Origin of the sequence: Pseudomonas sp. R1-18, from assembly GCF_051132095.1 — a bacterium.
In the GTDB taxonomy this organism is placed as follows: Bacteria; Pseudomonadota; Gammaproteobacteria; order Pseudomonadales; family Pseudomonadaceae; genus Aquipseudomonas.
On the sequence record NZ_CP071658.1, the window covers coordinates 307,335 to 333,355 of the forward strand.

Here is a 26,021-nt window from a genome sequence, read left to right on the forward strand (position 1 = left end):
CGCACGCAATTGTCCGCGAACCGGACAGGCGGATTGCTACCAGCCGCCTGTCCGGTTCGTGCGCGTGTAGGAGCGCGCTTGCCCGCGACCGGGGGCGATGCGGTTTTGGCGTCCGATACACCCGCTTATGGATCAAAGCAATCCCTGTTCAGGTCAAGGCTGCAGGATCACATCCGCCAATTCATCAGTCGCTTCCTGCCGCTCAGTCTGACTCAACCGCGGATGCGGATTGAGCGAAGACCACTGCGGATGCGCACGGGCCTTGTTCAACGCATCAGGGAGCTTGCCCTGGCGCCAGGTCTTGTCATCGGGCGCGGCCAGTTCGATGGACTGAATCGCGGCGTGGCCCCGAGCCGCGAGAGCAAGCACGAGCTGTTTCTGGCGCAGCGCCAGCAAGCGCAGAACCGATTCATCCACGGTGAGTTCGCGGTGCCCCTTGATCTTGCCCAACAACCGACCGCCGTAGCTGCGTGCCGTTTGCAGCGCGCCTCCGGCAAGCGCGCCCACTAGCGCCGCCGCTCCAAGCGTGACCCCGCCGACCAACAGGTCAACGCCGGCACCGGCTGCTGCACCTGCGGCCACACCGCCGCCAACTCGCACACCCAGCTGTTTCAGGGTTTCCGGGTTGAACAAGTCATCGCCCCAGCGGCCGTCCATCAGCGGCAGATCGCTGGTCGTGACATCGTCCTTGCGAAACGCATAGAGCTTGAGCAGCGCCTCGACACATCGCTGTTCGCGTTGGCGTACGGCCTGGCGCAGCTCCTCGATCGCCTGCGCTTCCTTGTCAGCGGTCGTTGCGACGCTGCGGCGACAAGCGGCGCAATCGATCAGCATCTCGGCGATCAGGCGTGCGGCGCTGTGGCGCCGGGCCTCGCGCTGCGCCTGCTGATCCTGAATCAGTCGCTCCAGCTGCGGTCCCGCGCTTTCGAACAGCAGCGCCAGGCTTTCATACAATCGACGTCCGCCATCCTCGGGCGGTGCAACGCTGTCGAAACGCACCAGTGCATGCAGGCCAAGCCGCGATAAAGCGTCTCGCCAGTCCGCCTCGCGGTGCTCGCGGCTGCTGACGAAATTCAACACCGGTAACAGCGGCTTGCCGCAGCTGGCCAGTACCGCCAGCTCGTCACGGTATTTGGACAGCACCGGCTCGCGGGCATCGATGACGTACAGGCCTGCATCGGACTCCAGCAACTGGCGCAGCACTTTTGCTTCCTGCTCGAACCGTTGCCGGGCTTCGCTGCCTTCCAGAAAACGCTGCAACCGAGCCGGCCCGTCAAGACGCTCGCCAGGCCGATCCAGGCGTTCCAGATAATCGAGCAAAGCGATGGCATCTTCCAGGCCGGGCGTGTCGTAGAGCTCCAGAATTGGCTGGCCTTCCACCGAGAGCCGTGCGCCTTCCACGTGGCGGGTCGTGCTTGGGCGATGCGAGACCTCGCCAAAATGTACGTCCCCGGTCAGGGTGCGCAGCAGCGATGTCTTGCCCACGTTCGTGTGCCCGACGACGGCCAGCTTGATGGCGCCGGACTTGCCCGATTTAGTCATGGCCTGTCTCCAGCCATGTGAAGCGGGCATCGTCGGACCAGTCCAGTTCAAGCTTTTGCAGTGCGACCTGCCAGTCCTCGACGCGTTCGGGGTCCAGCGTCTGATCGGCAGGCGCGGGCAGTAACCAGATGCGCGTTGCGCCAGCGCATCGCGATAGTTCTGCGATCAGCGCGAGGCTGCCACGATCCGGGGAGCGGCGCGGATCACAGGCGATCAAGAGCCGTGCGGGTGGATAGAGCGTCAGCTGTTCCAGCAGGCGATGTCGGGATTCTCTGCTGTCGAGCACGCCTGCGTCCGCAACACCCGCAGGCAGCTGTGGTGGCCACGGATGCTGACCGTCCAGTTCGATGGCAACCAGCAACGCGCCGTCGCTTTTTGCCGAGCCGCCGAGGGGCTGGATCTGATGCAGGGTAGCCGGCGCGGCATCATTGATACCCAAACGCTCGCTGCTCGGCATCAGACGCTCACGCAACTCCTGATAACCGGGCGAGTCGACATCCAGCTTCAGATCCGCGCGGCCACGTTTCCAGCGCCACAGGCAGAACAAGGCAAGCAAAAGCCGCGGCACGATGCCGTAAACCAGCAAGACACCCACTAGCCACGCCGCCCAGGCCTGTCGCGCATTCTCGACGCCCAGCGCGCCATTACCGCTGGCGCGGATCATGGCTTCATCCGGAACGCTGAAACCCAGCAGAGCAGGGAGCGTGCCGAGCGCCTGGGTTAGCGCGACAAAGGTGTCGCTGCCCAGAATGGTGGTCTCCCAGACAAAACCATAGCGTCGAGTCGCCATCAACATCAGCAGCAACGCCATTGCACTCAGCAGAGCGACCAGCCAGAGGCCATGCACCAGCAGGCCCAGCACCCAGCGGTTCAAGCGGCGACGCTGCAGGAGCAGAATCAATGCGGGTGCGAGCTGCGCGGCCTGTGCATCGCGAGCGAGCTTTTCACTCAGCCACAGCCAGAGTTGGCCCAGACCCGCATTGCCGCGTCCGGCTGATACCAGGCCCAGCGCCCAACTCAATAGCAGGATCAGGTTCAACCCGAGGAGGCTGCCCACTGCCCAGAACACATTGACCGCCGCTTGCCCATCGCCCATTGCGGCGAATGCCAGACCGGCACCGCTGACCACCGCCAGCACGACCAGTGCGATCAGCGCCAGGCGCGCGCCCTGTTTCCAGCGCAGCAGCGCACCAACCATGCCGTCGCGTTCGGCCAGCGACAGGGCGCGATGGGTGATGCGAGCGGTCAGATCGCCCTCGGCAGCGCGGGCACGGCGGTTGGCTTCCTGGTCGTCCAGCGTGCCGGCTTGCTGTTCGCGCAGGCGCACGGCTTCGGTCAGCCACAGGGTGTCGAGTGGTGTCAGGGCAGTCACACAGCATCTCTTCGTCAAATTCAGCGGTGAGCATAACCGCTGTGATGGGACTGGGCATCGCGTATCACAGTTCAGTCTTATCCTTGCGCCGGCTCTGATATCCTCACGCCCATGAAAACTCATCTCCCCCTCAGCCTGATTGCCGCGCTTGGTGAAAACCGGGTGATCGGCGTCGACAATTCCATGCCCTGGCACCTGCCGGGGGACTTCAAATATTTCAAGGCCACGACCCTTGGCAAGCCGATCATCATGGGGCGCAAAACCTGGGATTCGCTAGGTCGCCCATTGCCCGGGCGGTTGAATCTGGTGGTCAGCCGTCAGGACGGTCTGCAACTGGAAGGCGCCGAGGTGTTCTCATCTCTGGAAGCCGCCCGAGAGCGCGCCGAGCAGTGGGCACGTGAGCAGAGCGTCGACGAGGTCATGTTGATTGGCGGCGCGCAGCTATATACCCAGGCCATGCCGCAGGCCGACCGGCTGTACCTGACCCGAGTCGCGCTCAGCCCTGAAGGCGATGCGTGGTTTCCGGAGTTTGATACGGCGCAGTGGAAGCTTATTTCGAGTCTGAAAAATCCGGCGGTCGAGGACAAGCCGGCTTATGCTTTCGAAGTGTGGGAACGTCAGGCGTAATCGGGGCTGCTGCTTTGCAGCCCGTCGCGGGCAAGCGCGCTCCTACGCAGCGATAACAGTAGGAGCGCGCTTGCCCGCGATGGACCGCAACGCGGTCCCGACAATTACGGAACCAGCTTGTCCAGCAGAGCCTTGTCGCGTACCGCGCCTTTATCGGCGCTGGTGGCGAGCAATGCGTAGGCCTTGAGCGCGGTGGTCACTTTGCGTGGACGCTGCTCGACCGGTTTCCAGCCTTTCTTGTCCTGCTCTGCGCGGCGCTCGGCCATTTCCGCGTCGTCGATCAACAGGTTGATCGAGCGGTTCGGAATGTCGATCAGCACTTTGTCGCCGTCGCGAACCAGGCCAATCGCACCACCGGCAGCCGCTTCCGGAGAAGCGTGGCCGATGGACAGCCCGGACGTACCGCCCGAGAACCGACCGTCGGTCAGCAGTGCGCAGGCTTTGCCCAGACCTTTGGATTTCAGATACGAAGTCGGGTAGAGCATTTCCTGCATGCCCGGACCGCCTTTCGGACCTTCGTAACGGATGATCACGATATCGCCTGCCTGAACTTCATCAGCCAGAATGCCGCGCACTGCGCTGTCCTGGCTTTCGAAGATCTTGGCGTTGCCTTCGAAGACGTGGATCGACTCATCCACGCCAGCGGTTTTCACTACGCAGCCGTCCAGAGCAATGTTGCCGTACAACACCGCCAGGCCACCTTCCTGCGAATACGCGTGCTCGACGCTGCGGATGCAACCGTTCTCGCGGTCGTCGTCCAGGCTCGGCCAGCGGGTCGACTGGCTGAACGCTGTCTGGGTCGGGATACCGGCAGGGCCCGCCTTGAAGAAGGTATGCACCGCTTCATCATCGGAGAGCGTGATGTCCCACTTGGCGATACCTTCGGCCATGGTCTTGCTGTGGACGGTCGGCAAATCGGTGTGCAGCAGGCCGCCACGGGCCAGTTCGCCCAGGATGCTGAAAATTCCGCCAGCGCGGTGCACGTCTTCCATGTGGTACTTCTGGATGTTCGGCGCCACCTTGCAGAGCTGTGGAACCTCTCGCGACAGCCGGTCGATGTCGCGAAGATCGAAATCGATTTCGGCCTCCTGGGCAGCGGCCAGCAGGTGCAGGATGGTGTTGGTCGAGCCGCCCATGGCGATGTCCAGCGTCATGGCGTTTTCGAAAGCCTTGAAGTTGGCGATGTTGCGCGGCAGAACCGACTCGTCGTTCTCGGTGTAGTAGCGCTTGCACAGCTCGACGATGGTGCGACCCGCCGTGAGGAACAATTGCTCACGGTCGCTGTGGGTTGCCAGGGTCGAGCCGTTGCCAGGCAATGCCAGGCCCAATGCTTCGGTCAGGCAGTTCATCGAGTTGGCGGTGAACATGCCGGAACAGGAACCACAGGTCGGGCAAGCGCTGCGCTCGTATTCAGCGACCTTTTCGTCGCTGGCGGTGCTGTCCGCGGCGATGACCATGGCGTCGACCAGATCGAGGCCGTGGCTGGCAAGTTTGGTCTTGCCCGCTTCCATCGGCCCGCCAGAGACGAAGATCACCGGGATGTTGAGGCGCAACGAGGCCATCAGCATGCCTGGGGTGATCTTGTCGCAGTTGGAAATGCACACAATGGCGTCAGCGCAGTGAGCATTGACCATGTACTCCACGGAGTCGGCGATGATCTCGCGGCTCGGCAGCGAGTACAGCATCCCGTCGTGGCCCATGGCGATGCCGTCATCGACCGCGATGGTATTGAATTCTTTCGCCACGCCACCGGCACGCTCCACTTCCCGGGCGACTAGTTGGCCCATGTCCTTGAGGTGGACGTGGCCTGGAACGAACTGGGTAAACGAGTTGGCGATGGCGATGATCGGTTTCTTGAAGTCTTCGTCCTTCATGCCCGTGGCGCGCCACAGGGCACGAGCGCCGGCCATGTTGCGACCGTGGGTGGACGTTTTCGAGCGGTAATCAGGCATTGGAGCACTCCGGCAAAAAAGGCTAATCGGTGAAGGGAGTGAGCTTCTATGGACGTCGCACGCAAGCGGCAGTGACCGCAAACAGCAACGAAACCGAACGCTACGGGATCACCGAGCACTCAGCCTGAGCTCATAAACCCGCCGGGGGTGACTGGCGATGAATAGAGCCGATTCTACACCTGTCGGCGGTCCGTGGTCAGCCTGTCGCGCACGAAGAAGGGGAGAGGGGCCGGTAGGAGCGCGCTTGCCCGCGACAAGGCTGTCAGTACACATCCTGCATATTGTTTATCTCCTTGGTGCTGCACTTCTCACTAGTCTTGATTCCAATAAATGAGGAGAGGCAAGGATGCCAAGAACACATCGCGGGTCCCAGCTACGCGTCGGCCGCTATTCGGAAGCTGGGCGAATTTATCTTTTGACTTCGGTAGTGCTTGGTCGCCAGCCGTTATTTTCGGACTGGCGGGTCGGGCGGCTTCTGGTCAACGAGTTTCGTACAGCGGAGAGGGAAAGACGTGCCCGATCCTTGGCATGGGTCATCATGCCGGACCATTTCCACTGGCTGATCGAACTGGAAACCGGCAGCCTCGGGATGTTGATGCGGCGGGTCAAGTCAGGTAGCTCGCGCGCCCTGGTAGCGGCTGGAGCGGGACCGTTGCGGGTTTGGCAGAAGGGTTATCACGACAGAGCAATCAGGCGTGAAGAGAATGTTCAAAGCGTGGCCCGCTACGTGGTAGCCAACCCACTCAGAGCGGGACTGGTGAGTCGAATAGGTGACTGCGGGCAAGCGCGCTCCTACGGTCAGGAGAGCGCGATGTTCCCGTAACCGTAGGAGCGCGCTTGCCCGCGACAATGGCGCTATCAGCTATTCGGCAACAACCGGCAAGTAATACTCTTGATGTAGCGCGTTTCGGCGATAGCCGGGTGAACCGGATGGTCCGGGCCCTGGCTGCCGCGTTCGAGCAGCTGGATGTTGCGGTCCAGGTGGCGGGCGCTGGTCAGGAGGATGTTTTGCAGGTCATCTTCCGGCAGGTGCATTGAGCACGACGCGCTGACCAGGATGCCGTCCTTGGTCAACAGGCGCATGGCTTGTTCGTTCAGGCGGCGGTAGGCGCCTTCACCGTTTTTCAGGTCTTTCTTGCGTTTAATGAACGCTGGCGGGTCGGCGACGATCACGTCGAAGCGCTCTTCGCCGGCTTTGAGTTCCTTCAGTGCCTCGAACACGTCACCTTCGATGCAGGTGAGTTTTTCCGCGAACCCGTTCAGCGCCGCGTTGCGCTCAACGCCGTCCAGAGCGAAGGACGAAGCGTCGACACAGGTGACATCGCTGGCACCGAAAGCCGCCGCCTGGATGCCCCAGCCGCCAATGTAGCTATACAGGTCCAGTACGCGCTTGCCTTTGACATAAGGTGCGAGGCGCGCGCGGTTCATGCGGTGGTCGTAGAACCAGCCGGTCTTCTGTCCGGCCATGACAGGTGCTTCGAACTTCACGCCGTTTTCTTCCAGCGCTACCCACTCAGGAACAACCCCGAACGCGGTTTCGACATAGCGGTTCAGGCCTTCGGCATCGCGTGCCGCGGAGTCATTCTTGAACAGAATGCCGCTTGGCTTGAGGACCTGTACCAGCGCGGCGACCACGTCTTCCTTGTGATTTTCCATGGTGGCGGAAGCCAGTTGCACCACGAGGATGTCACCGAAGCGATCCACGACCAGGCCCGGCAGCAGGTCCGAGTCGCCGTAGACCAGGCGATAGAAGGGTTTGTCGAACAGGCGGTCGCGCAGCGACAGTGCCACGTTCAGGCGATGCACCAGCAGCGATTTATCCAGCGGCAGCTTGATGTCGCGCGACAGCAGGCGCGCACAGATCAGGTTGTTGGGGCTCATGGCGACGATCCCCAACGGCTTGCCGCCGGCGGCTTCGAGCAGTGCTTGATCGCCCGCCGCAAAACCGTGCAATGGCGTGGCGGCTACGTCGATTTCGTTGCTGTAGACCCACAGATGACCGGCGCGCAGGCGACGGTCGGCGTTGGCTTTGAGGCGCAAGCTAGGCAGGGACATGACGTCGCTCCGGAAAAAAGAGCGGGATTATAACCCGTCATCCCGACCGCGGGCCGGGATGACGCAAATTAACTGCCGCGACCGGTCAGGCCGACAATGCCTGGATCAATTGGCGACTGAAGGCAGGAATGTCGTCCGGCTGGCGGCTGCTGATCCACTGGCCGTCGGTGACCACTTCCTGATCGACCCACTTGGCGCCTGCGTTGACCAGATCGTCCTTGAGCGTCTTGAAGCTGGTCATGGTCTTGCCTTTGACCAGCCCTGCGGACACCAGCAGCCAGCTGCCGTGGCAGATGACCGCCAATGGTTTGCCCGCTGCATCGAAAGCCTTGACGATGTTCTGCGCATCGACGTCGATACGGATGGTATCGGAGTTCTGCACGCCGCCCGGCAGCAAAACGCCGTCGTAGTCTTCGACGTTAGCGGCCTTGAATGTCAGATCGACCTTAAAATCGTCTGCGGGCTTGTCATGGTTCCAGCCTTTTACCTTGCCGTCCTGGCTGGAAAGGATATCCACCTTCGCACCTGCCTGTTCGAGTGCTTCTTTCGGGCCGGTGAGTTCTACCTGCTCGAAACCGTCAGTGACGAGGATCGCGATACGTTTGCCGTTCAGAACGTTGGACATGAAAACCTCCAGTCAAGGATCAGGGAAGGGCGCAAGGCGAGGATTGAAGGCTCTGCGCCGTGCGCCGGTGTCACATAGTCCGAAGCTTGAAGGCTGTCAAAGTTCAGGAAATGTCGGGTGATGAAGATGGACCGTCGGGTGTTAAGTGGGCAAAATCGAGGCCTGACCCTGAGTAGTGACTTATGTCCGAAGAGCTAACTTCCGAACAGATCCAACAGGCCCTGCAGGGCATCAGCGTTCCGCCACAGCCGCAGATCATGGTGGATCTGCAGATGGAACAGTACATGCCCGACCCCGATCTCGGGGTGATCGCACGCCTGATCGCTCAGGACCCTGGCTTGTCCGGCGCGCTGCTCAAGATCGTCAATTCGGCTCACTACGGGTTGTCGAACAAGATTGCTTCGATTCAGCGGGCGGTCAATCTGCTGGGTAGCCGCTCGATCATCAACCTGATCAACGCGCAGTCGATCAAGGGCGAGATGAGTGATGAAACCATCGTGACCCTCAACCGGTTCTGGGACACGGCTCAGGATGTGGCCATGACCAGCCTGACGCTGGCCAAGCGTATCGGTTCGCAGACGGCGGACGAATCCTACGCGTTGGGTCTGTTCCACGACTGTGGCGTCCCGTTGATGCTCAAGCGCTTCCCCGATTACATGACAGTGCTCGAAGATGCGTACGCCAAGGCCGGCCCAGACTGCCGCGTGGTGGACACTGAAAACCGGGCCTTCCACACCAACCATGCGGTGGTCGGCTATTACACCGCCAAGTCGTGGCGTCTGCCGGGCCATGTCAGCGAAGCAATTGCCAACCATCACAACGCCTTGGCTATTTTCCAGGACGACACGAGCCGCAATGCTGCGTTGAAGAATCTTCTGGCACCGCTGAAGATGGCCGAGCATATCTGCGAGTCGTACCGGGTGTTGGGCAATCAGGTCGATGACCATGAATGGGGTCTGGTCGGCCCGCTGGTGCTCGATTACGTAGGGTTGTCGGAATACGACTTCGAAAACCTCAAGGAAAGCATCCGCGAACTGGGCGCTCGTTGACCGGCGCTGCTGTCTGAACGTGTTTCACCGAGCGAACCATGCCTGAATTACCTGAAGTCGAAACCACCCGCCGGGGCATCGCGCCCCATCTGGAGGGGCAGCGCGTCAGCCGCGTGATTGTCCGCGACCGGCGCCTGCGCTGGCCTGTGCCTGAAGATCTGGACACTCGTCTGTCTGGACAACGCATCGTGGAAGTCGGGCGTCGCGCCAAGTACCTGTTGATCCAGGCCGAGGTGGGCACGCTCATCAGTCATCTCGGAATGTCCGGCAATCTGCGCCTGGTGGAGGCCGGTCTGCCGGCGCTCAAGCACGAGCATCTGGATATCGAGCTGGAGTCGGGTCTGGCGTTGCGTTATACCGATCCACGCCGTTTCGGTGCGATGCTCTGGAGCCTCGATCCGCATAACCACGAGTTGCTGATCCGGCTGGGCCCCGAGCCGCTGACCGATCTCTTCGACGGCGAGCGTCTGTACGAGCGGTCGCGAGGCAAATCCATAGCAGTAAAGCCCTTCATCATGGATAACGCGGTGGTGGTCGGTGTTGGCAATATCTACGCCACCGAAGCGCTGTTTGCCGCAGGTATTGACCCGCGTCGCGAAGCGAAAGGGATTTCCCGGCTGCGTTACCTGAAGCTGGCAATCGAGATCAAGCGCATCCTGGCTTACGCCATCGAACGCGGCGGCACGACATTACGTGACTTCATTGGTGGCGACGGCCAACCGGGATATTTCCAGCAGGAACTGTTCGTCTACGGTCGGGGCGGCCAACCGTGCAAGGTGTGTGGCACGACGTTACGCGAGGTCAAGCTGGGACAGCGCGCAAGCGTGTTCTGCCCCAAATGCCAGCGTTAAGCAGAGCGGCGCCTGCCAATACTTGCAATATCTGGTGCCTTGCTTAATGTCCGACGCTGTTTATAGTGAACAGAATTCACCCGCCACGCCCGAAGGACCAAGCCATGAGCCCGTTTCGTATTCTCGCTGCCGCCCTGGCCCTGTTCATCGGCCTGCAGGCTATGCCCGCGCTGGCCAACGATCTCCCCGCGGGCAGCGGTGATCCGGTCTATACCATGCAGAATCCGCCGGCGTTCGCCATGATCGGCGACCTGTTGATTGCCCGACCGTTGCTCATCGTTGCAACTGTGATCGGCACCGGGCTGTTCGTGGTGGCGGCACCTTTCGCGGCTGCCGGCGGCAACCTCAAGGCGACAGGCCAGGCCCTGGTAGTCGACCCTGGCAAGGCGGCATTCGTGCGCTGCCTGGGTTGCACCACATCCGGTTACGGCAAGAAAGACTGACTGGACGCGCGGCTTTACGCCTTGCTGGTGATGAGGCGGTACTTTTCCATCAGCTGTTCTTTGCTTTCGACGCGATTCTCATCCAGCGGGATGCAATCCACCGGACAGACCTGCTGACATTGCGGCTCGTCGTAATGGCCCACGCATTCGGTACACAGGTTCGGATTGATCACGTAGATCTCTTCACCTTGTGAAATCGCTTCGTTCGGGCACTCGGGTTCGCAGACGTCGCAGTTGATGCAATCGTCAGTGATGATAAGGGACATGAATCACTCCTGCCGCTGGTCTCGCCAGGGCACATGAAAACCAATGCGGCGAATTGTGCCGCATTAGGCCTCGGTATGCACCTGCACGTTCATGCAGAAATGTTTAGCGCTGGAAGCGTTCGGTAAGCGCCTGGGCGACAGCCGGGTGGACGAACTTGGTGATATCTCCGCCCAGTGCGGCGATTTCCCGGACCAGTGTCGAGGAAATGAACGAATAGCGCTCCGACGGAGTGAGAAACAGGCTCTCCACATCGGGCGCCAGCTGGCGGTTCATGTTCGCCAGCTGGAACTCGTACTCGAAGTCCGAAACTGCCCGCAGCCCGCGCAGGAACACATTAGCGTTCTGCTCCTTGGCAAAGTGGGCGAGGAGAGTGGAGAAGCCCACGACTTCGACGTTGGGCAGGTGTTTTGTGACCTCGCGGGCCAGCTCGACGCGTTGTTCCAGAGGGAACAGCGGGTTTTTCTTCGGGCTGGCGGCAACGGCAATGACCACTTGGTCGAACAGGCGCGAGGCGCGCTCGACCAGATCTCCATGGCCCTTGGTAATAGGGTCGAAGGTGCCTGGGTACAACACTCGGTTCATCGCGTCGTCCTGGTCGGAGTCCGTTGTGGGACTCGGATGGTATCGCAGCCTTCCCGATGGGCCAAGCCGGAACCGGTCAGGTAATGGTCGTATTGCGCCGATTATCGGCCATGTTTCATCTTTCCGCCGCCTGGCGGTTGGAATGGTTCTGGGGCGGTGGCGCAACAAAGTCGCTGAGCGGTCCGCTCGCCAATTCGTCCGCTTACGTTACTATCGACATACTCCCGCCAACTTACGAGCGACGCAGTCAAGCATGGCCCCACGCATCAAGACTCGAGAACGTATCGTGCAGACCAGCCTGGAGCTGTTCAACCAGCAGGGCGAGCGCAGCGTCAGCACCAACCATATCGCGGCCCACATGGAAATTTCGCCGGGCAACCTCTATTACCACTTCCCGAACAAGCAGGCGATCATCGCCGAGCTGTTTCAGGAGTACGAGACGCTGGTGGAGAATTTTCTCCAGGTTCCAGCGGGCCGGTCGCTGACTGTGGAAGACATGCGTGATTACCTGCTGGCGATCCTCGACGGCATGTGGCGCTACCGCTTTCTGCATCGCGATCTCGAACACCTGCTGGGTATGGATAGCGAACTTGCGACGCGATACAGGCGATTCTCCCGACGAGGCCTGACTCAGGCCATGGCTATCTACGGCGCTTTCAATGAAGCAGGCATCATTGATATCGACAAAGTGCAGATGGAGTCCCTGACCCTCAACACCTGGATCATCCTCACCTCCTGGGTCCGGTTTCTATGCACCACGCGAGAAGCGCCGTCGCATCTGGAGCAATGCGCGCTTCGCCGCGGCGTGTATCAGGTGCTCATCCTGGAGGCCGGTTACATTACCGAGCAGTCGCGTGCGGAATTCACTGCGCTGTGCGGGGAGTTCTTCGTACCGCTCGGCAAGGTGCTTGAGTAACAGAATGCGCAAGTCTGCGGCCGGCCGCCGACATGCGTGAATGATCGTTTTGATGCCACAGGAGTCTGTCATGCCCATCGCACAACTGATCAGCCCTCAGGACCTCGCTACGCGTCAACGGACGCCGGGCGTCGTGATCCTGGATTGCCGATTTGCCCTGGACGACCCCGATTACGGACAGCGCAGCTATGCCATGGGCCATATCGACGGCGCAGCGTTCGCGGATCTGGAGCGCGATCTCAGCGGGCCTGTGACCAAGGGCAAGACCGGTCGTCATCCGTTGCCTGACCCCAGGGTTCTGGGTCAGCGCCTTCAGGGCTGGGGTATCGACCAGGATAGCGAAGTGATTCTCTACGATGATGGCACGGGCGCCTATGCCGCTCGCGCCTGGTGGCTGCTGGCCTGGCTGGGTAAACGTGACGGCGTTTACCTGCTGGACGGCGGACTGAAGGCCTGGCATGCAGCAGGCTTGCCGCTGAGCCTTGACCCGCCCGACCACAAGCCAGGCACGTTCGCCGGCGAGCCGGACATGTCGCTGGTGCTCAGCACTGAGCGACTGCATGGCAGGCTGGGGAATGCCGACATGACTTTGCTTGATGCGCGCGCAGAGCCTCGCTTTCGTGGTGAAGTGGAACCGATCGATCCGGTCGCCGGCCATATCCCCGGCGCGCAGTGCGCGGTGTTTACCGACAATCTCGGCGCGGACGGTCGTTTTCTGCCGCCTGAGCAGCTCAGGCAGCGTTTCGACGAAAAGTTGCAAGGGCGCTCACCCGACAAGCTGGTCGCTTACTGTGGCTCGGGGGTGACTGCCTGCCATAACCTGTTCGCGTTGTGCCTGGCAGGTTATCCGTTGGGTGCGTTGTACGCCGGATCGTGGAGCGAATGGATCACCGATCCGAGCCGTGAAGTAGCAACCGGCGCCTGACTCGGCCGGTTTGTATGCATAGGTCGTGGGGTTCGGCGTCAGCTTCTGTAAGGATTGTCGTGTTCATGAGCGACGCCCAACCAAAGGGGGATGCGTCGCTCCAGGTAATAGCCAGGATTTTTCAGCGACCCTTCGACAAATCCGACATGGCCGCCCTGGGCATGCAGTTCAAACTCTATACAGGACGACAGCTCGGCAGGCTCCGGCAAACTGTGGCTGGATACGAAAGGATCGTCGGCCGCCTGGATGACCAGCGTTGGCGTCTGGATCTGGCCGAGGAAATAGCGGCTTGAAGCCCGACGATAGTAATCCTGGGCGTCGACGAAGCCGTGCAGCGGCGCGGTGACGCGCCCATCGAAGTCCCAGAAGGTACGCATGTTTTCCAGCGAGCCCAACGCCGCCAGCTCGGCCAGCCCCTCGCTCATCCCTTCGTGCTGAAAGCGGCGTTGTTTTTCACGGATGTAGGTGAGCATTTCGCGCATGAAATGCCGCTGATAGATCCGGGAAAATCCCTGGCCCATGCGGTTGGCGCTTTCGTCCAGGCGAAAAGGCACCGACACCGCCACCGCGCCGAGCAGTTCGCTGCCGGAGCCGGACTCGCCTAGATACTTGAGCAGCACATTGCCGCCCAGTGAATAACCCACAGCGTAAAGCGGTGCCAGCGGACGTAGCGCGCGCAAGTGAGCGATGACCTCTGCGAGGTCCTCGCTTGCGCCCGAATGGTAGCTGCGCGAGAGCAGATTGGGTTCGCCGGAGCAGCCTCGCCAGTTCAATGCGACACTCGCCCAGCCCTGGTCGGCCATCGCCTTTTGCAAGCCGGCAACGTAGGGCGAGTTCGAAGAGCCAGTCAGCCCGTGCAGGACTAGGACCAACGGCGCGTCAGCCTGATGCGGCCCGTGCCAGTCGAGATCGAGAAAGTCTCCGTCCTCCAGCCACATGCGCTCGCGGGTACGCGCCAACAGCGTGCGCTTGCGCCACAGCGGTCCCCATAACGTCTGCAAGTGTGGGTTGCTCAACCCACGTGCGGGGACGAACGGCGTCGTGAACGGGAAATGAGCGGGCGTTGTGGACACGGTCTTGATCATCGTGAATGCAGTGGCTGATATCAGCTAAGTTGCCACTAAGCGTGCCGGGATGTAAGGGGGGAAGCCCGAACGTGCGACTGAAGGTGTCTCGCGCCAGCCGCTACCTTCACTCGGATAATCAGGCTCCGAAGTGTTTCAGCCGCGCTGCCAGAGTGCGTAGTACACCTGACCGGCCTTTTTTTCACGATGCAGACGCCAGTCGCCGGGCAAGCCCGTGGTCGATGGGGCGGATTCGCTTTCGGTATAGATCCAGGCGCGATCTGCCAGCCACCCCCGGCTTTCCAGCAAGGCGCAGGCCGATGGCAGCAGGCCCTTGTGAAACGGCGGGTCAAGGAAAACCACATCGAAAGGCGTGGCCGCCGCGGTTTCCAGATGCCGCAGGGCATCGGCCTGCACCACCTGACCAGAAGTGCAATTGAGCGTATTCAGGTTCTGGCGCAGATTGGCGACAGCCGCCGGATTGCTGTCCAGCGCGAGACCCATGCTCGCACCTCGCGACAAGGCCTCGAAATACAAGGCTCCGCTGCCAGTGAAGACATCCAGAACGCGGGCGCCCGCGATATAAGGCGCCAGCCAGTTGAACAGGGTTTCACGGACGCGATCAGGCGTCGGGCGCAGGCCCGGCGCATCGGGGAAGGTCAGCTTGCGGCTGCCCCATTCCCCGCCAATGATGCGTAACTGGCCTTGGCCACCGTGATTCTTTGGACGTGGATTGGCCATCAGTGCTCCGGAACCGCAGCGGGGCGCTCGGCGGGTTTGTCGGTGGGTGGTGGCAGCTCTTTCTGCGGCACGTTCGGGCCGACGGTGACGACCACCATTTTGTCGGCACTGAGGTGTTTGCTCATGGCAGCCTTGACCTGTTCGACCGTGACGTTCTGTGCCTGGGTCATGTAGTCCTCCAGGTACGTCAGCGGCAGGTTATAGAAGCCGATGGCGCCCAGCTGGCCAACGATGGCTGAGTTGCTCGCCGCGCTCAGCGGGAAGCTACCGGTGAGTTCACGTTTGACGTCATCGACCTCCTTCTGGGTCGGACCGTTCGCCAGAAACTCTCGGACGATGTCCTGGACCAGTTTCAGCGTGTTCTGACTCATGTCCGCGCGAGTCTGCAGGCTGATCAGGAACGGGCCGGGCACCTGCATCGCGGTGAAGCCCGAGGAAACGCCGTAGGTCAGGCCGCGCTTCTCCCGCACTTCAGTCATCAGGCGGCTGCCGAAACCGCCGCCGCCCAGCACGGAGTTGCCGATGTTCAGCGCAACGTAGTCCGGATCATTACGGTCGATACCCAGCTGCGCGAGCATCAGGTGCGTCTGGTTGGAAGCAAACTCGATGTGCGTTGCTCCGGCCTTGGGTTCCACGGGCATCGGCACTTTAGGCAAGGCCGGGCCTTTGGGCAGTGCAGAGGAAACCTGTGCGGCAATGGCCTGGGCTTCTTCCCGAGACAGGTCGCCCACCAGCGCGATTACCGCGTTACCGGCAGCATAAGCTTTGGCGTGAAACGCCTTGAGCTGCGCAATATTGATCGCACCGATGCTATGCGCGTCGCCGTCGCTCGGATGCGCATAAGGATGATCGCCATAGACCTGCTTGAACAGTGCCTCACCGGCAATCGCGCCGGGGTTCTGTTTGCGGTATTCGAAGCTGGCCAGCAGCTGGTTCTTGATGCGGGTCAGCGAGTCTGCCGGGAATGTCGGCTTACCCACGACTTCACTGAACAGCTTCAAGGCGGGTTCACGCTTGTCCGCGGCGCTCAGGCTGCGCAGTGAAGCGACCGCCATGTCGCGGTACGAGCCGTTCTCGAACTCCGCGCCCAGCCCTTCGAAACCCTGGGCAATTGCCGTGACGTCCTTGCCGTGAATACCTTCATTGAGCATCGCGTTGGTCAGCGTCGCGATACCCGGTGTCTTGTGGTCCTGGCTGCTGCCAGCGGCAAACGTCAGGCGGATGTCGAACATCGGCAGCTCTCGCGACTCTACGAACAGCACCTTGGCGCCTTCAGTGGTGTTCCAGGTCTGGATGTTCAGCGCGCGGCGGGCCGGGGGCTTGCCGTCCAGTTCCTTGAGCGTTTGCAGATTGCCGCCCAGTTCCGTCGTGACCGGGGCGGCTGGAGCTGGAGCAGGAACTGGTGCCGGTGCCTGAGCGGTCTGTACGACCGGCGACTGCTGCGGGGTGTTACCGGCAGCCGCGGTTTCCGCCAGAGCAGGTTGGGCGAGCACGGTGCCCAGCGAGACTGCCAGGGCCATGCCGAGCAGCGCGTGACGTGAAGCGTTGCGCTTGATCATTTGGCTTTCTCCGCAGGCAGAACGTGCGCAACGCTGAGGCGCTCACGAGTGAAGTAGGTCTTGGCGGCTTTCTGAATATCTTCAGGGGTGACGCTTTGCAGCGCCTGGACTTCGTTATCCATCAGTCTCCACGAAAGGCCGACTGTTTCCAGTTCGCCAATCATGGTGGCCTGGCTGGTGATGGAATCGCGCTCGTAGACGACGCCTGCGATGACCTGCGCGCGCACGCGCTCCAGCTCTTCGGCCGATGGCGCATGGGTTTTCAGATCGTCGAGCAGACGCCAGATTCCGGCTTCGACATCGGCCAGCGTCTTCTTCTTTTGAACGTTGGGCGTGGCACTGATCATGAACAGGCTGTCGCCGCGGGCGAATGCGTCATAGTGCGATGCGGCACCGGACACCAGTTCTTCGCCACGTTCCAGCCGGGCTGGAATGCGAGCGCTGTAGCCACCGTCGAGGAGAGCGGCGATCAGGCGCAGGGCATTGACCGAACGCGGGTCTTCGACCGTTGCCATGCCGGGCACGTTGAAGCCATACATCAGGCTCGGCAATTGGGTCTGTACATGCAGGGTGATGCGACGTTCGCCCGCTTCGCCCAGTTCCAGCGGCTGTTTTGACGGCGGCACGTTGCGGCGCGGAATGGCTCCGAAGAAACGTTCGGCCAACGCTCTGACTTCGTCAGGCTTCACGTCACCGACTACTACCAGCGTGGCATTGTTGGGTGCGTACCAGGACTCATACCAGTGGCGCAGCTCTTCGACTTTCATGCGGTTGAGGTCCGCCATCCAGCCGATGGTCGGCGTGTGGTAGCCACTGGCAGGGTAGGCCATGGCCTTGAAGCGTTCGAACGCCTTGCTGGTGGGTTTGTCATCGGTGCGCAGGCGGCGCTCTTCCTTGATGACTTCGATCTCGCGGCTGAACTCGTCCGCCGGCAGTTTCAGCGTCGCCATGCGGTCGGCTTCAAGTTCCAGCGCAACGCTCAGGCGGTCGCGGGCCAGGACCTGGTAGTAAGCCGTGTAGTCGTCGCTGGTAAAGGCGTTCTCTTCAGCACCCAGATCACGCAGGATCAGAGAAGACTCCCCGGCGCCGGTCTTGCTGCTGCCCTTGAACATCATGTGTTCCAGTGCATGGGACAGGCCGGTCTGCCCGGGCGTTTCGTAGCTGGAGCCGACCTTGTACCAGATCTGGGAGACTACGACGGGAGCTCGATGGTCTTCGCGAACGATGACTTTCAGGCCGTTATCGAGCATGAATTCATGAGTAGGCTGCGGATCGGCGGCCAACGCTGTCAGTGGCAGACAGATTGTGCCGAGCAGCAGGCCTGCGGCGCGGCGGGCTAGAGCATTCATTCGTGGTTTGAACCTGTAGGACGGCCCGCTGAACTTAGCGTCGGTGGGCGCGGGGGTGTTAGGATACTGGTCCGTTTGCGACAGAAACAGCCTTCACCGGTTAAATCCAGATGAAACCTGTGCACAGGCGCGGCTGAACGGCACCCGCATAGTACGATGGGTCAGTGAACAAGCCGTGCTAAAAGCAGTCTGTTTTTCATGTCAGAATTTTCCGAGGCGCCTCTGGCGTTTCGCTACCTTGAGATAGCCGTCCTCCATGTTTGGTTCCAACGACGACAAGAAGAACCCAGCCGCGGCTGGCGAGAAGAAAGGCCTGTTCGGGTGGCTGCGCAAAAAGCCGCAGCAAGCCGAGCCGCAGCCGGAAGAACTCCCTGTAACCGAGCCGGAGCGCAGTGCAGATGCAGCGCCGCTGGTCGAGCCACAATCCGTTGCGCCGACAGCCGAACCGCCAGCCACGCCCGCGCTGGCCGAGGCCCATGCGGCAGTACCGCCTGGCGAACCGGCGGCCCAGCCCTGGCTGACCTTGCCGGTGGCTGATGAATCCGTTGCGCTGGTCGACGAGCTTGAACCGCAAACGCCGCCGCCGATTCCGGAGCACGGGCACGCTCGCTCGGTACCCGATCCGGTTGCCGCTCCCGAGCGTGCGGTCGAGCCCGAGCCGCCGCTGGATGTTATGCCACTCAACGTCCCGGAATCGGTGCTGGTCGCACCTGAGCCGGTCGCCGCGCCAGCCGCCGAAGCCCCGGTTGCAGTTGAAAAGCCGGCCATCGAGTCCGTTCCAGCCGCGTCGCCGGTTGCGGCACCCGCCGCGCCCGGGGCCGAAGCGGGCAAGGTCGGCTTCTTCGCCCGCCTGAAGCAGGGCCTGTCGAAGACCAGCGCCAGCATCGGCGAAGGGATGGCCAGCCTGTTCCTGGGCAAAAAAGCCATCGACGATGATCTGCTCGAAGAAATCGAGACCCGCCTGCTGACCGCCGACGTGGGTGTCGAAGCGACTTCGGTCATCATCCAGAGCCTCACCCAGAAGGTTGCACGCAAACAGCTGACCGACGCTCAGGCGCTGTACACGTCCCTGCAGGGCGAACTGGCAGCCATGCTAAAGCCGGTTGAGCAGCCGCTGGTCATCAAGGCCGAACACAAGCCATTCGTGATTCTGGTCGTGGGCGTCAACGGCGCCGGCAAGACCACAACCATCGGCAAGCTGGCGAAGAAGCTGCAACTCGAAGGCAAGAAAGTCATGCTGGCTGCGGGCGATACGTTCCGCGCCGCCGCGGTTGAGCAGTTGCAGGTCTGGGGCGAGCGCAATCAGATTCCAGTGATTGCTCAGCACACGGGCGCCGACTCGGCGTCGGTAATCTTCGATGCCGTCCAGGCCGCCAAGGCGCGTGGCGTGGATGTGTTGATCGCCGACACTGCGGGTCGCCTGCACACCAAAGACAATCTGATGGAAGAGTTGAAGAAGGTGCGTCGGGTGATCGGCAAGCTGGATCCCGAGGCGCCGCATGAGGTGTTGCTGGTACTCGATGCGGGCACCGGTCAGAACGCCATCAACCAGGCCAAACAATTCAACCAGACGGTCACCCTCACCGGGCTGGCCCTGACTAAACTGGACGGCACCGCCAAGGGCGGCGTGATCTTCGCGCTGGCCAAGCAGTTCGGGCTGCCGATCCGTTATATCGGTGTCGGCGAAGGCATCGACGACCTGCGCACCTTCGAGGCAGAGCCGTTTGTTCAGGCGCTGTTTGCGGAGCGGGAGCGTACATGATTCGGTTCGAGCAGGTCGGTAAGCGCTACCCCAACGGGCACGTCGGGCTGCACGAGCTGAGTTTTCGAGTGCGCCGCGGCGAGTTTCTGTTCGTCACCGGCCACTCCGGTGCAGGCAAAAGCACGCTGCTGCGCCTGCTACTGGCGATGGAGCGGCCAACCACCGGCAAGCTGATGTTGGCCGGTCAGGACCTGGGGCAGATCAGCAGCGCCCAGATTCCGTTTCTGCGTCGCCAGATCGGCGTGGTGTTCCAGAATCACCAGCTTCTGTTCGATCGCACGGTGTTCAATAACGTCGCGCTGCCTTTGCAGATCCTCGGGCTGTCCAAGCCTGAAATTCTCAAGCGCGTCGACTCTGCGCTTGAACGCGTGGCGCTGTCCGACAAGGCCGAGCTGTATCCAGGCGACCTGTCGACCGGGCAGCAGCAGCGGGTCGGTATCGCTCGCGCCATCGTCCATCGCCCAGCCTTGCTGCTGGCCGACGAGCCGACCGGTAACCTCGACCCGCGTCTGGCGGCGGAAATCATGGGTGTGTTCGAAGACATCAACCGACTGGGAACCAGCGTGCTTATCGCCAGCCACGATCTGGCGCTCATCGCCCGCATGCGCCACCGCATGCTGACCTTGCAACGCGGCCGCCTGATCGGCGACGGGGAGGCTGGAGCATGAGTGCGACACGCAGTCCAAAGGTGTCCGAACGCGTCGCGCCCAAAGCGGCCGACCCTGCACCGACCAGGAAAAAGCAGCAGCGTGATCACGACGATGACGGTCCTGATTTCAAGACCTTGCTGGCCGCGTGGCTGGAAAGCCATCGCTCCAGTCTCGTGGACAGCCTGCGGCGTCTGGGCAAACAGCCGATTGGCAGCTTCTTTACCTGTCTGGTGATGGCAATTGCGCTGAGTCTGCCGATGGGGCTCTCGTTGTTGCTGAACAATGTCGAGCGCCTCGGTGGTTCCTGGCAGCGTGCCGCGCAGATTTCGATCTACCTGAATCTGGACGCCAGCAGTGCCGACGGCACCCGCATGCGCGATGAGATCAAGGCCATGCCCGGTGTGGCGGAGGCCGAGTACATCAGCAGTCAACAGGCACTCGACGAGTTCCAGCAGCAGTCCGGCCTGGGCGAGGCATTGAAGGAGCTGCCGGAAAACCCGCTGCCGGGCGTAGTGCTGGTAACGCCAAACGAGGTCGACAAGCCCGCGCTTGAGGCCTTGCGTGCGCGGCTGGCCGAATTGCCAAAAGTGCAGCAGGCGCAGCTTGATCTGGTCTGGGTCGAACGTCTGGCGGCAATCCTCAAGCTGGGCGACCGTTTTGTCTTCGGCTTGACGGTTCTGCTGGTCTCGGCTTTGCTGTTGGTCATTGGCAATACCATTCGGTTGCATATCGAAAACCGGCGCACTGAAATTGAAGTTATCAAGCTCGTAGGCGGTACCGACAGCTACGTGCGCAGGCCTTTCCTTTATATGGGTGCGCTCTACGGTTTCGGCGCAGGCATCCTGTGCTGGGGCGTTCTGGCCTTCGGTCTCGACTGGCTCAACGACGCGGTAACAGGGCTGGCCGGACTTTACGGCAGCGACTTCGCGCTGGATGGCGTCCCCACGGGTGATGGATTTTCGCTCTTGCTTGGAGCGGTATTGTTAGGGTATATCGGTGCTTGGATTGCGGTCGCCCGCCATTTGCGAGAGCTGGCGCCACGGTAAGCTAAATTTTGTTTCAAAAATTGACTGATTCGGAACTTGTCTAGTGGTTCCCAGTCAATTTCGCAGTACTCAACTGCACAAGTCATGTGAGTCGGAGGTTTTTTCGTATGACCACTTCTTTGCAACCTGCCTATGCTTTGGTTCCGGGGGCTAACCTCGAAGCCTATGTGCATACGGTCAACAGCATTCCATTGCTGACGCCGGAGCAGGAGCGTGAACTGGCTGAGAGTCTCTACTATGAGCAGGATCTGGGGGCGGCTCGGCAGATGGTCCTCGCCCACCTGCGTTTTGTGGTGCACATCGCACGCAGTTATTCGGGTTACGGTCTGGCGCAAGCGGACCTGATCCAGGAAGGTAATGTCGGCCTGATGAAGGCTGTGAAGCGCTTTAACCCGGAAATGGGCGTGCGTCTGGTTTCGTTCGCTGTTCACTGGATCAAGGCCGAAATTCACGAGTTCATCCTGCGCAACTGGCGGATCGTCAAGGTCGCTACGACCAAAGCTCAGCGCAAGCTGTTCTTTAACCTGCGCAGCCAGAAAAAGCGTCTGGCCTGGCTGAACAACGACGAAGTACATCGCGTTGCTGAAAGCCTTGGCGTGGAGCCTCGCGAAGTGCGCGAGATGGAAAGCCGCCTGACCGGCCAGGACATGGCGTTCGACCCGGCTGCGGAAGCTGATGACGACAGCGCTTTCCAGTCGCCGTCCAATTATCTGGAAGACCATCGCTACGATCCGGCACGTCAGCTGGAAGATTCCGATTGGTCCGACAACTCCACGGCCAATCTGCATCAGGCCCTGGATGTGCTGGACGAGCGCAGCCGCGACATTCTCTACCAGCGCTGGCTGGCTGAAGAGAAAGCCACGCTGCACGACCTGGCACAGAAGTACAACGTCTCCGCTGAACGTATTCGTCAGCTGGAGAAGAGTGCGATGAACAAGCTGAAGACGTCGATAGCCGCCTAATGCAGCTCGCAAAACAAAACGCCCCGATTCGATCGGGGCGTTTTTGTTTGTGCGGTTTTCGCGTGTAGGAGCGGACTTGTCCGCGAAGAGGCCGGTACATTCGCTGCACCTGCAGCGGTTGGGGCATGGCCTTCGCGGACAAGCGCGCTCCTACGAAAGCGGGTTCTGCGCCATCAGAGCCTGCGGCTGTGATTCAGCCCTGCCAGATAACCCTCGCCACCTAATTGCCTCATCTGCTGCCGTATCCACCCTGCGCGACGTGCGACATAGCTTCCCGGGCGGCTGGCGCTCCACTGGCGGGGGTTGGGCAGGACGGCGGCCAGGTAGCTCGACTGCTGAGTGCTCAGCGCGCTGGCATCGACCCGAAAATGGTGCTGCGCCGCAGCCTGAGCGCCGAACACGCCTTCGTCCCACTCGACGCTGTTGAGGTACACCTCCAGAATCCGCTCCTTGGACCACAGCAGTTCGATCAGCAATGTGAACCAGGCCTCCAACGCCTTGCGCACATAACTGCGACCCGACCACAGGAACAGGTTCTTCGAGACTTGCTGGCTCAACGTACTGGCGCCGCGTATCGAGCCGCCGCGCTCGTTATGCAGGATCGCCGCCTGGATTGCATCGACGTCGAAACCCCAATGCTCGGCGAATTTCTGATCCTCACCTGCAACAACCGCGACCTTCAGACTGTCGGCGATCTGGTCCCAGGGTCGCCAGCTGCGCTGCAGATCGATGGGCTCCCCGTTGATCCATGATTCGATCTTGCGCTCCACCATTAACGCCGTGCCGGGCGGCTGAACCCAGCGCAGCGCCAGAACCAGCACAAAACTGCCCGCTGCAAACCACAGCAGGACCTTGAAGACGCGACGGAACAGAGACTGCAGCATAAGAGATGGCTTGGCCGAACCCGTTGAGCGGGCCATTATACAGACCATGCGCCTTCGGACGATTTTTCAAAGGAGTTCCTGATGCTTCGTAGCTTTCTGATGCTGGCCGCCTTTTTCGGCTTCACTGGCGTCGGCCTCGGTGCTTTCGCAGCACATGGCCTCAAAAGCCGCCTCACTGCGGAATATCTGGCGATCTTCCACACCGGTGTGCTCTACCAACTGATACATGCACTGGCGCTACTGGGCGTGGCCGTATTGGCAGCGCAGCTGCCGGGAAGACTCGTCACTTGGGCGGGCTTCTCGTTTGCTCTGGGCATCGTGCTGTTTTCGGGCAGCCTTTATGTGCTGACCCTGAGCGGTTTCAGCAAGCTGGGGATCATCACGCCGTTCGGTGGCTTGGCGTTCCTCGTTGGCTGGGCGCTGCTTGGCGTGGCGGCCTGGCGTCTGGGCAACGCCACGGTTTGAGGCTGGTACCGCGCCTGAGACGAATGGCGCGGCTTTGCCTTGGTCATCCCGACTGATCGGGCTAGAATGCGGGCCCCTAAAAATGATGGCTGCTCTCGCATGCGCATTCAGTTGAACGGTGAATCCTTTGAGTTGCCCGACGGAGAAACCGTCGCGGCGTTGCTGGCCCGCCTGGAACTCGTCGGGCGTCGGGTCGCGGTAGAACTGAATCTGGATATCGTGCCGCGCAGCCAGCATGAGTCCACAGTCCTGTCCGAAGGCGATCAGGTCGAAGTGGTTCATGCGATTGGCGGCGGTTAGAGCCCGCCCGGCATAGCAACGACTCCCATCTTGTAGAAGAGGATTTCCGATGAGCAATGCACGCAGCGACAAGCCATTCGTTCTGGCCGGTCGGACCTTCGAATCCCGCCTGCTGGTGGGTACCGGCAAATACGCTGATATGGAACAGACCCGTCTGGCCATCGAAGCTTCGGGCGCCGAGATCGTCACGGTTGCGGTGCGCCGCACCAACCTGGGTCAGAATCCGGGCGAACCGAATCTGCTGGATGTGCTGCCACCGGACCGCTACACCATTCTTCCCAACACCGCCGGTTGCTTCGACGCGGTCGAGGCTGTGCGCACCTGCCGTCTGTCCCGCGAGCTGCTGGACGGGCGCAACCTGGTGAAGCTCGAAGTGCTGGCGGACCAGAAGACCCTGTTCCCCAACGTGATCGAAACCCTCAAGGCCGCCGAAGTTCTGGTCAAGGACGGTTTTGACGTGATGGTCTACACCAGTGACGATCCGATCATCGCCCGTCAATTGGCCGAAATCGGCTGTATCGCGATCATGCCGCTGGCCGGCCTGATCGGCAGTGGCCTGGGAATCTGCAACCCGTACAACCTGCAGATCATCCTCGAAGAAGCCAAAGTGCCGGTGCTGGTGGATGCCGGCGTCGGTACCGCTTCAGACGCGACCATTGCCATGGAACTGGGCTGTGAAGCCGTATTGATGAATTCGGCCATCGCCCATGCCCAGCATCCGGTCATGATGGCCGAAGCCATGAAACACGCCGTAATTGCAGGACGTCTGGCGTACCTCGCCGGGCGCATGCCTCGAAAACTCTATGCCAGCGCTTCCTCGCCGCTGGATGGCCTGATCAAGTAAGAGCCCGTTGATGACTGATTCGCACGTTCCGCACCCAGAGTCGCCTGTTACCGAAGAAGGCGAAGAGCGCCAGCACCGCCGCATCAAGAGTTTCGTGATGCGTGCCGGTCGCATGACCGAAGGCCAGCAGCGCGGGCTGGACCAGGGCCGCCCGCAGTTCGGCCTGTCGTTGACGGACGCGCCGGTGAATTTCGATCAGGTGTTCGGTCGCTCCGCTCCGCGCACTCTGGAAATCGGCTTTGGCATGGGCCATTCACTGCTGGAAATGGCAGCCGCCGCGCCCGAGCAGGATTTCATTGGTGTCGAGGTGCATTACCCGGGCGTCGGTGCCCTGCTCAATGGGGTGCTGACCCAGGGCCTGACCAACGTGCGCGTCTACGATTGCGACGCCATCGAGGTGCTGAACCGCTGCATCGCGGATAACAGCCTGGATCGACTGATGCTGTTCTTCCCGGACCCTTGGCACAAGAGCCGTCATCACAAGCGCCGCATCGTGCAACCGGAGTTCGCGGCGCTGGTGCGCAGCAAACTGAAGGTCGGTGGCGTGTTTCACATGGCTACTGACTGGGGTCCGTACGCTGAATATATGCTGGAAGTGATGAGCGCCGCGCCGGGCTATCGCAACCAGGCTGAAGACGGTCAGTACATACCGCGCCCGACCGAACGCCCAATCACCAAGTTCGAACGCCGTGGCGAGCGTCTGGGGCACGGGGTGTGGGATCTGAAGTTCGAGAAGGTCGACTGACTTTCTCTGAAAGTAGGAGCGCGCTTGCCCGCGATAAACGATGACGCGGTTTGCCTGATCAAGCCGGGCCATTCCTGTCGCGGGCAAGCGCGCTCCTGCGGGCATCAGTCGCTCACTTCCTGTCCGCGATAACTCCGATCAGGATCAACACCACCAGCAACACCGGTGCAAGGCTGTAGTTGTTGAACTGGCTCAGTCCGCGGATGACCCAGGGCGTGGCGTAGATCAGCGCCAGGCCACTGCCTAGTGTGCAGAGCAGGGCCATGATCGGGATGCGCAACGCGCCGGCCATGCTGCCGATGCGCTGTTCCATCCATCCTTTGATATCCGATCCGAACAGCACCAGCAGGCAACCCACCAACGCCAGGGCAATTTCTGAAAGATTGCTGCGACTCCAGCGCGAAACAGTGGCAAGCAGGTCAAGTATGAGATCCATGCACGGTC

Annotated in this window: 28 protein-coding genes; 15 read left to right on the forward strand and 13 right to left on the reverse strand. The window is 61.3% G+C overall.

The features are described from left to right. Window positions 1-153 precede the first annotated feature (153 nt). Both J3P77_RS01380 and J3P77_RS01385 read right to left on the reverse strand, forming a co-directional pair. On the reverse strand, window positions 154-1,542 hold the full coding sequence (locus J3P77_RS01380; RefSeq protein ID WP_434679107.1) for a GTPase/DUF3482 domain-containing protein: 1,389 nt from the start codon (window positions 1,540-1,542) through the stop codon (window positions 154-156). Then, complete coding sequence (locus tag J3P77_RS01385; RefSeq protein WP_434679109.1) at window positions 1,535-2,914, reverse strand: DUF2868 domain-containing protein; 1,380 nt, start codon at window positions 2,912-2,914, stop codon at window positions 1,535-1,537. The genes J3P77_RS01380 and J3P77_RS01385 overlap by 8 nt, the downstream gene beginning before the upstream one ends. 111 nt (window positions 2,915-3,025) lie before the next feature. Between J3P77_RS01385 and J3P77_RS01390 the strand changes: the two genes are divergently transcribed. Then, the gene (locus J3P77_RS01390) at window positions 3,026-3,541 is read left to right on the forward strand and encodes a dihydrofolate reductase (protein ID WP_434679111.1); all 516 of its coding nucleotides are present in this window, start codon (window positions 3,026-3,028) and stop codon (window positions 3,539-3,541) included. 104 nt (window positions 3,542-3,645) lie between these two features. On the opposite strand, the gene ilvD is transcribed toward J3P77_RS01390, so the two are convergent. Beyond that, window positions 3,646-5,493: a dihydroxy-acid dehydratase gene (gene ilvD, locus J3P77_RS01395; RefSeq protein ID WP_434679113.1), complete on the reverse strand. Its 1,848-nt coding sequence runs from the start codon at window positions 5,491-5,493 to the stop codon at window positions 3,646-3,648. A gap of 346 nt (window positions 5,494-5,839) precedes the next feature. Between ilvD and J3P77_RS01400 the strand changes: the two genes are divergently transcribed. After that, window positions 5,840-6,316 (forward strand): REP-associated tyrosine transposase, encoded by a 477-nt coding sequence (locus J3P77_RS01400; RefSeq protein ID WP_434679115.1) that lies wholly within the window; start codon window positions 5,840-5,842, stop codon window positions 6,314-6,316. A gap of 35 nt (window positions 6,317-6,351) precedes the next feature. On the opposite strand, the gene J3P77_RS01405 is transcribed toward J3P77_RS01400, so the two are convergent. Both J3P77_RS01405 and J3P77_RS01410 read right to left on the reverse strand, forming a co-directional pair. Then, the gene (locus J3P77_RS01405; protein WP_434679117.1) at window positions 6,352-7,548 is read right to left on the reverse strand and encodes a class I SAM-dependent rRNA methyltransferase; all 1,197 of its coding nucleotides are present in this window, start codon (window positions 7,546-7,548) and stop codon (window positions 6,352-6,354) included. Between the two features lie 85 nt (window positions 7,549-7,633). Continuing rightward, the gene (locus tag J3P77_RS01410; protein WP_434679118.1) at window positions 7,634-8,173 is read right to left on the reverse strand and encodes a type 1 glutamine amidotransferase domain-containing protein; all 540 of its coding nucleotides are present in this window, start codon (window positions 8,171-8,173) and stop codon (window positions 7,634-7,636) included. Window positions 8,174-8,355: 182 nt separating this feature from the next. Here J3P77_RS01410 and J3P77_RS01415 point away from each other — a divergent pair, with 182 nt between their 5' ends. From J3P77_RS01415 to J3P77_RS01425, 3 genes are all read left to right on the forward strand, one after another. Next, the gene (locus J3P77_RS01415; RefSeq protein WP_434679119.1) at window positions 8,356-9,222 is read left to right on the forward strand and encodes an HDOD domain-containing protein; all 867 of its coding nucleotides are present in this window, start codon (window positions 8,356-8,358) and stop codon (window positions 9,220-9,222) included. Window positions 9,223-9,260: 38 nt separating this feature from the next. Then, the gene (mutM, locus tag J3P77_RS01420) at window positions 9,261-10,073 is read left to right on the forward strand and encodes a bifunctional DNA-formamidopyrimidine glycosylase/DNA-(apurinic or apyrimidinic site) lyase (RefSeq protein ID WP_434679120.1); all 813 of its coding nucleotides are present in this window, start codon (window positions 9,261-9,263) and stop codon (window positions 10,071-10,073) included. Window positions 10,074-10,177: 104 nt separating this feature from the next. Next, on the forward strand, window positions 10,178-10,516 hold the full coding sequence (locus J3P77_RS01425; RefSeq protein ID WP_434679121.1) for a multidrug transporter: 339 nt from the start codon (window positions 10,178-10,180) through the stop codon (window positions 10,514-10,516). Between the two features lie 14 nt (window positions 10,517-10,530). On the opposite strand, the gene J3P77_RS01430 is transcribed toward J3P77_RS01425, so the two are convergent. Both J3P77_RS01430 and coaD read right to left on the reverse strand, forming a co-directional pair. Continuing rightward, the gene (locus tag J3P77_RS01430) at window positions 10,531-10,782 is read right to left on the reverse strand and encodes a YfhL family 4Fe-4S dicluster ferredoxin (protein ID WP_434679123.1); all 252 of its coding nucleotides are present in this window, start codon (window positions 10,780-10,782) and stop codon (window positions 10,531-10,533) included. Window positions 10,783-10,885: 103 nt separating this feature from the next. Continuing rightward, the gene (gene coaD / locus J3P77_RS01435) at window positions 10,886-11,365 is read right to left on the reverse strand and encodes a pantetheine-phosphate adenylyltransferase (protein WP_434679125.1); all 480 of its coding nucleotides are present in this window, start codon (window positions 11,363-11,365) and stop codon (window positions 10,886-10,888) included. Between the two features lie 253 nt (window positions 11,366-11,618). On the opposite strand from coaD, the gene J3P77_RS01440 reads away from it, so the two are divergent. After that, the gene (locus J3P77_RS01440) at window positions 11,619-12,281 is read left to right on the forward strand and encodes a TetR/AcrR family transcriptional regulator (RefSeq protein ID WP_434679127.1); all 663 of its coding nucleotides are present in this window, start codon (window positions 11,619-11,621) and stop codon (window positions 12,279-12,281) included. A 70-nt stretch (window positions 12,282-12,351) separates the two neighbouring features. After that, window positions 12,352-13,206 carry a sulfurtransferase gene (locus tag J3P77_RS01445; protein WP_434679129.1) on the forward strand — a complete coding sequence of 285 codons (855 nt, stop codon included), beginning with the start codon at window positions 12,352-12,354 and terminating at the stop codon, window positions 13,204-13,206. A gap of 38 nt (window positions 13,207-13,244) precedes the next feature. Here the strand turns inward: J3P77_RS01445 and J3P77_RS01450 are convergent, their stop codons facing one another. The 4 genes from J3P77_RS01450 to J3P77_RS01465 all read right to left on the reverse strand — a co-directional run bounded on the left by J3P77_RS01450 (window position 13,245) and on the right by J3P77_RS01465 (window position 17,919). After that, window positions 13,245-14,291, reverse strand: coding sequence for a hydrolase (locus tag J3P77_RS01450; RefSeq protein ID WP_434679131.1), 1,047 nt, complete (start codon window positions 14,289-14,291; stop codon window positions 13,245-13,247). Window positions 14,292-14,426: 135 nt separating this feature from the next. Further along, on the reverse strand, window positions 14,427-15,011 hold the full coding sequence (rsmD, locus tag J3P77_RS01455; RefSeq protein ID WP_434679132.1) for a 16S rRNA (guanine(966)-N(2))-methyltransferase RsmD: 585 nt from the start codon (window positions 15,009-15,011) through the stop codon (window positions 14,427-14,429). Continuing rightward, on the reverse strand, window positions 15,011-16,570 hold the full coding sequence (locus tag J3P77_RS01460; protein ID WP_434679133.1) for a M16 family metallopeptidase: 1,560 nt from the start codon (window positions 16,568-16,570) through the stop codon (window positions 15,011-15,013). Before J3P77_RS01460 ends, rsmD begins: the two co-directional genes overlap by 1 nt. Continuing rightward, window positions 16,567-17,919: a M16 family metallopeptidase gene (locus tag J3P77_RS01465; RefSeq protein WP_434679134.1), complete on the reverse strand. Its 1,353-nt coding sequence runs from the start codon at window positions 17,917-17,919 to the stop codon at window positions 16,567-16,569. The genes J3P77_RS01460 and J3P77_RS01465 overlap by 4 nt, the downstream gene beginning before the upstream one ends. 256 nt (window positions 17,920-18,175) lie before the next feature. Here J3P77_RS01465 and ftsY point away from each other — a divergent pair, with 256 nt between their 5' ends. The 4 genes from ftsY to rpoH all read left to right on the forward strand — a co-directional run bounded on the left by ftsY (window position 18,176) and on the right by rpoH (window position 22,339). Beyond that, window positions 18,176-19,681 (forward strand): signal recognition particle-docking protein FtsY, encoded by a 1,506-nt coding sequence (gene ftsY / locus J3P77_RS01470; RefSeq protein ID WP_434679135.1) that lies wholly within the window; start codon window positions 18,176-18,178, stop codon window positions 19,679-19,681. After that, window positions 19,678-20,349, forward strand: coding sequence for a cell division ATP-binding protein FtsE (gene ftsE, locus J3P77_RS01475; protein ID WP_434679137.1), 672 nt, complete (start codon window positions 19,678-19,680; stop codon window positions 20,347-20,349). The genes ftsY and ftsE overlap by 4 nt, the downstream gene beginning before the upstream one ends. Continuing rightward, on the forward strand, window positions 20,346-21,377 hold the full coding sequence (gene ftsX, locus J3P77_RS01480; protein WP_434679139.1) for a permease-like cell division protein FtsX: 1,032 nt from the start codon (window positions 20,346-20,348) through the stop codon (window positions 21,375-21,377). The genes ftsE and ftsX overlap by 4 nt, the downstream gene beginning before the upstream one ends. A 107-nt stretch (window positions 21,378-21,484) precedes the next feature. Next, entirely contained in the window at window positions 21,485-22,339 is an 855-nt protein-coding gene (gene rpoH / locus J3P77_RS01485; RefSeq protein ID WP_434679140.1) for an RNA polymerase sigma factor RpoH, read from the forward strand. A 173-nt stretch (window positions 22,340-22,512) separates the two neighbouring features. Here the strand turns inward: rpoH and mtgA are convergent, their stop codons facing one another. Next, window positions 22,513-23,223 (reverse strand): monofunctional biosynthetic peptidoglycan transglycosylase, encoded by a 711-nt coding sequence (gene mtgA / locus J3P77_RS01490; protein ID WP_434679142.1) that lies wholly within the window; start codon window positions 23,221-23,223, stop codon window positions 22,513-22,515. 81 nt (window positions 23,224-23,304) lie between these two features. Here mtgA and J3P77_RS01495 point away from each other — a divergent pair, with 81 nt between their 5' ends. The 4 genes from J3P77_RS01495 to trmB all read left to right on the forward strand — a co-directional run bounded on the left by J3P77_RS01495 (window position 23,305) and on the right by trmB (window position 25,577). Beyond that, entirely contained in the window at window positions 23,305-23,688 is a 384-nt protein-coding gene (locus J3P77_RS01495) for a DUF423 domain-containing protein (protein WP_434679143.1), read from the forward strand. Between the two features lie 99 nt (window positions 23,689-23,787). After that, window positions 23,788-23,988, forward strand: a complete 201-nt coding sequence (gene thiS / locus J3P77_RS01500; RefSeq protein ID WP_434679144.1) for a sulfur carrier protein ThiS — start codon at window positions 23,788-23,790, stop codon at window positions 23,986-23,988. Window positions 23,989-24,037: 49 nt separating this feature from the next. Further along, window positions 24,038-24,832, forward strand: coding sequence for a thiazole synthase (locus J3P77_RS01505; RefSeq protein ID WP_434679145.1), 795 nt, complete (start codon window positions 24,038-24,040; stop codon window positions 24,830-24,832). A gap of 97 nt (window positions 24,833-24,929) precedes the next feature. After that, complete coding sequence (gene trmB / locus J3P77_RS01510) at window positions 24,930-25,577, forward strand: tRNA (guanosine(46)-N7)-methyltransferase TrmB (protein ID WP_434681830.1); 648 nt, start codon at window positions 24,930-24,932, stop codon at window positions 25,575-25,577. Window positions 25,578-25,689: 112 nt separating this feature from the next. Here the strand turns inward: trmB and J3P77_RS01515 are convergent, their stop codons facing one another. Further along, window positions 25,690-26,013: a DUF3392 domain-containing protein gene (locus J3P77_RS01515; RefSeq protein WP_434679146.1), complete on the reverse strand. Its 324-nt coding sequence runs from the start codon at window positions 26,011-26,013 to the stop codon at window positions 25,690-25,692. Between the last annotated feature and the right edge of the window lie 8 nt (window positions 26,014-26,021).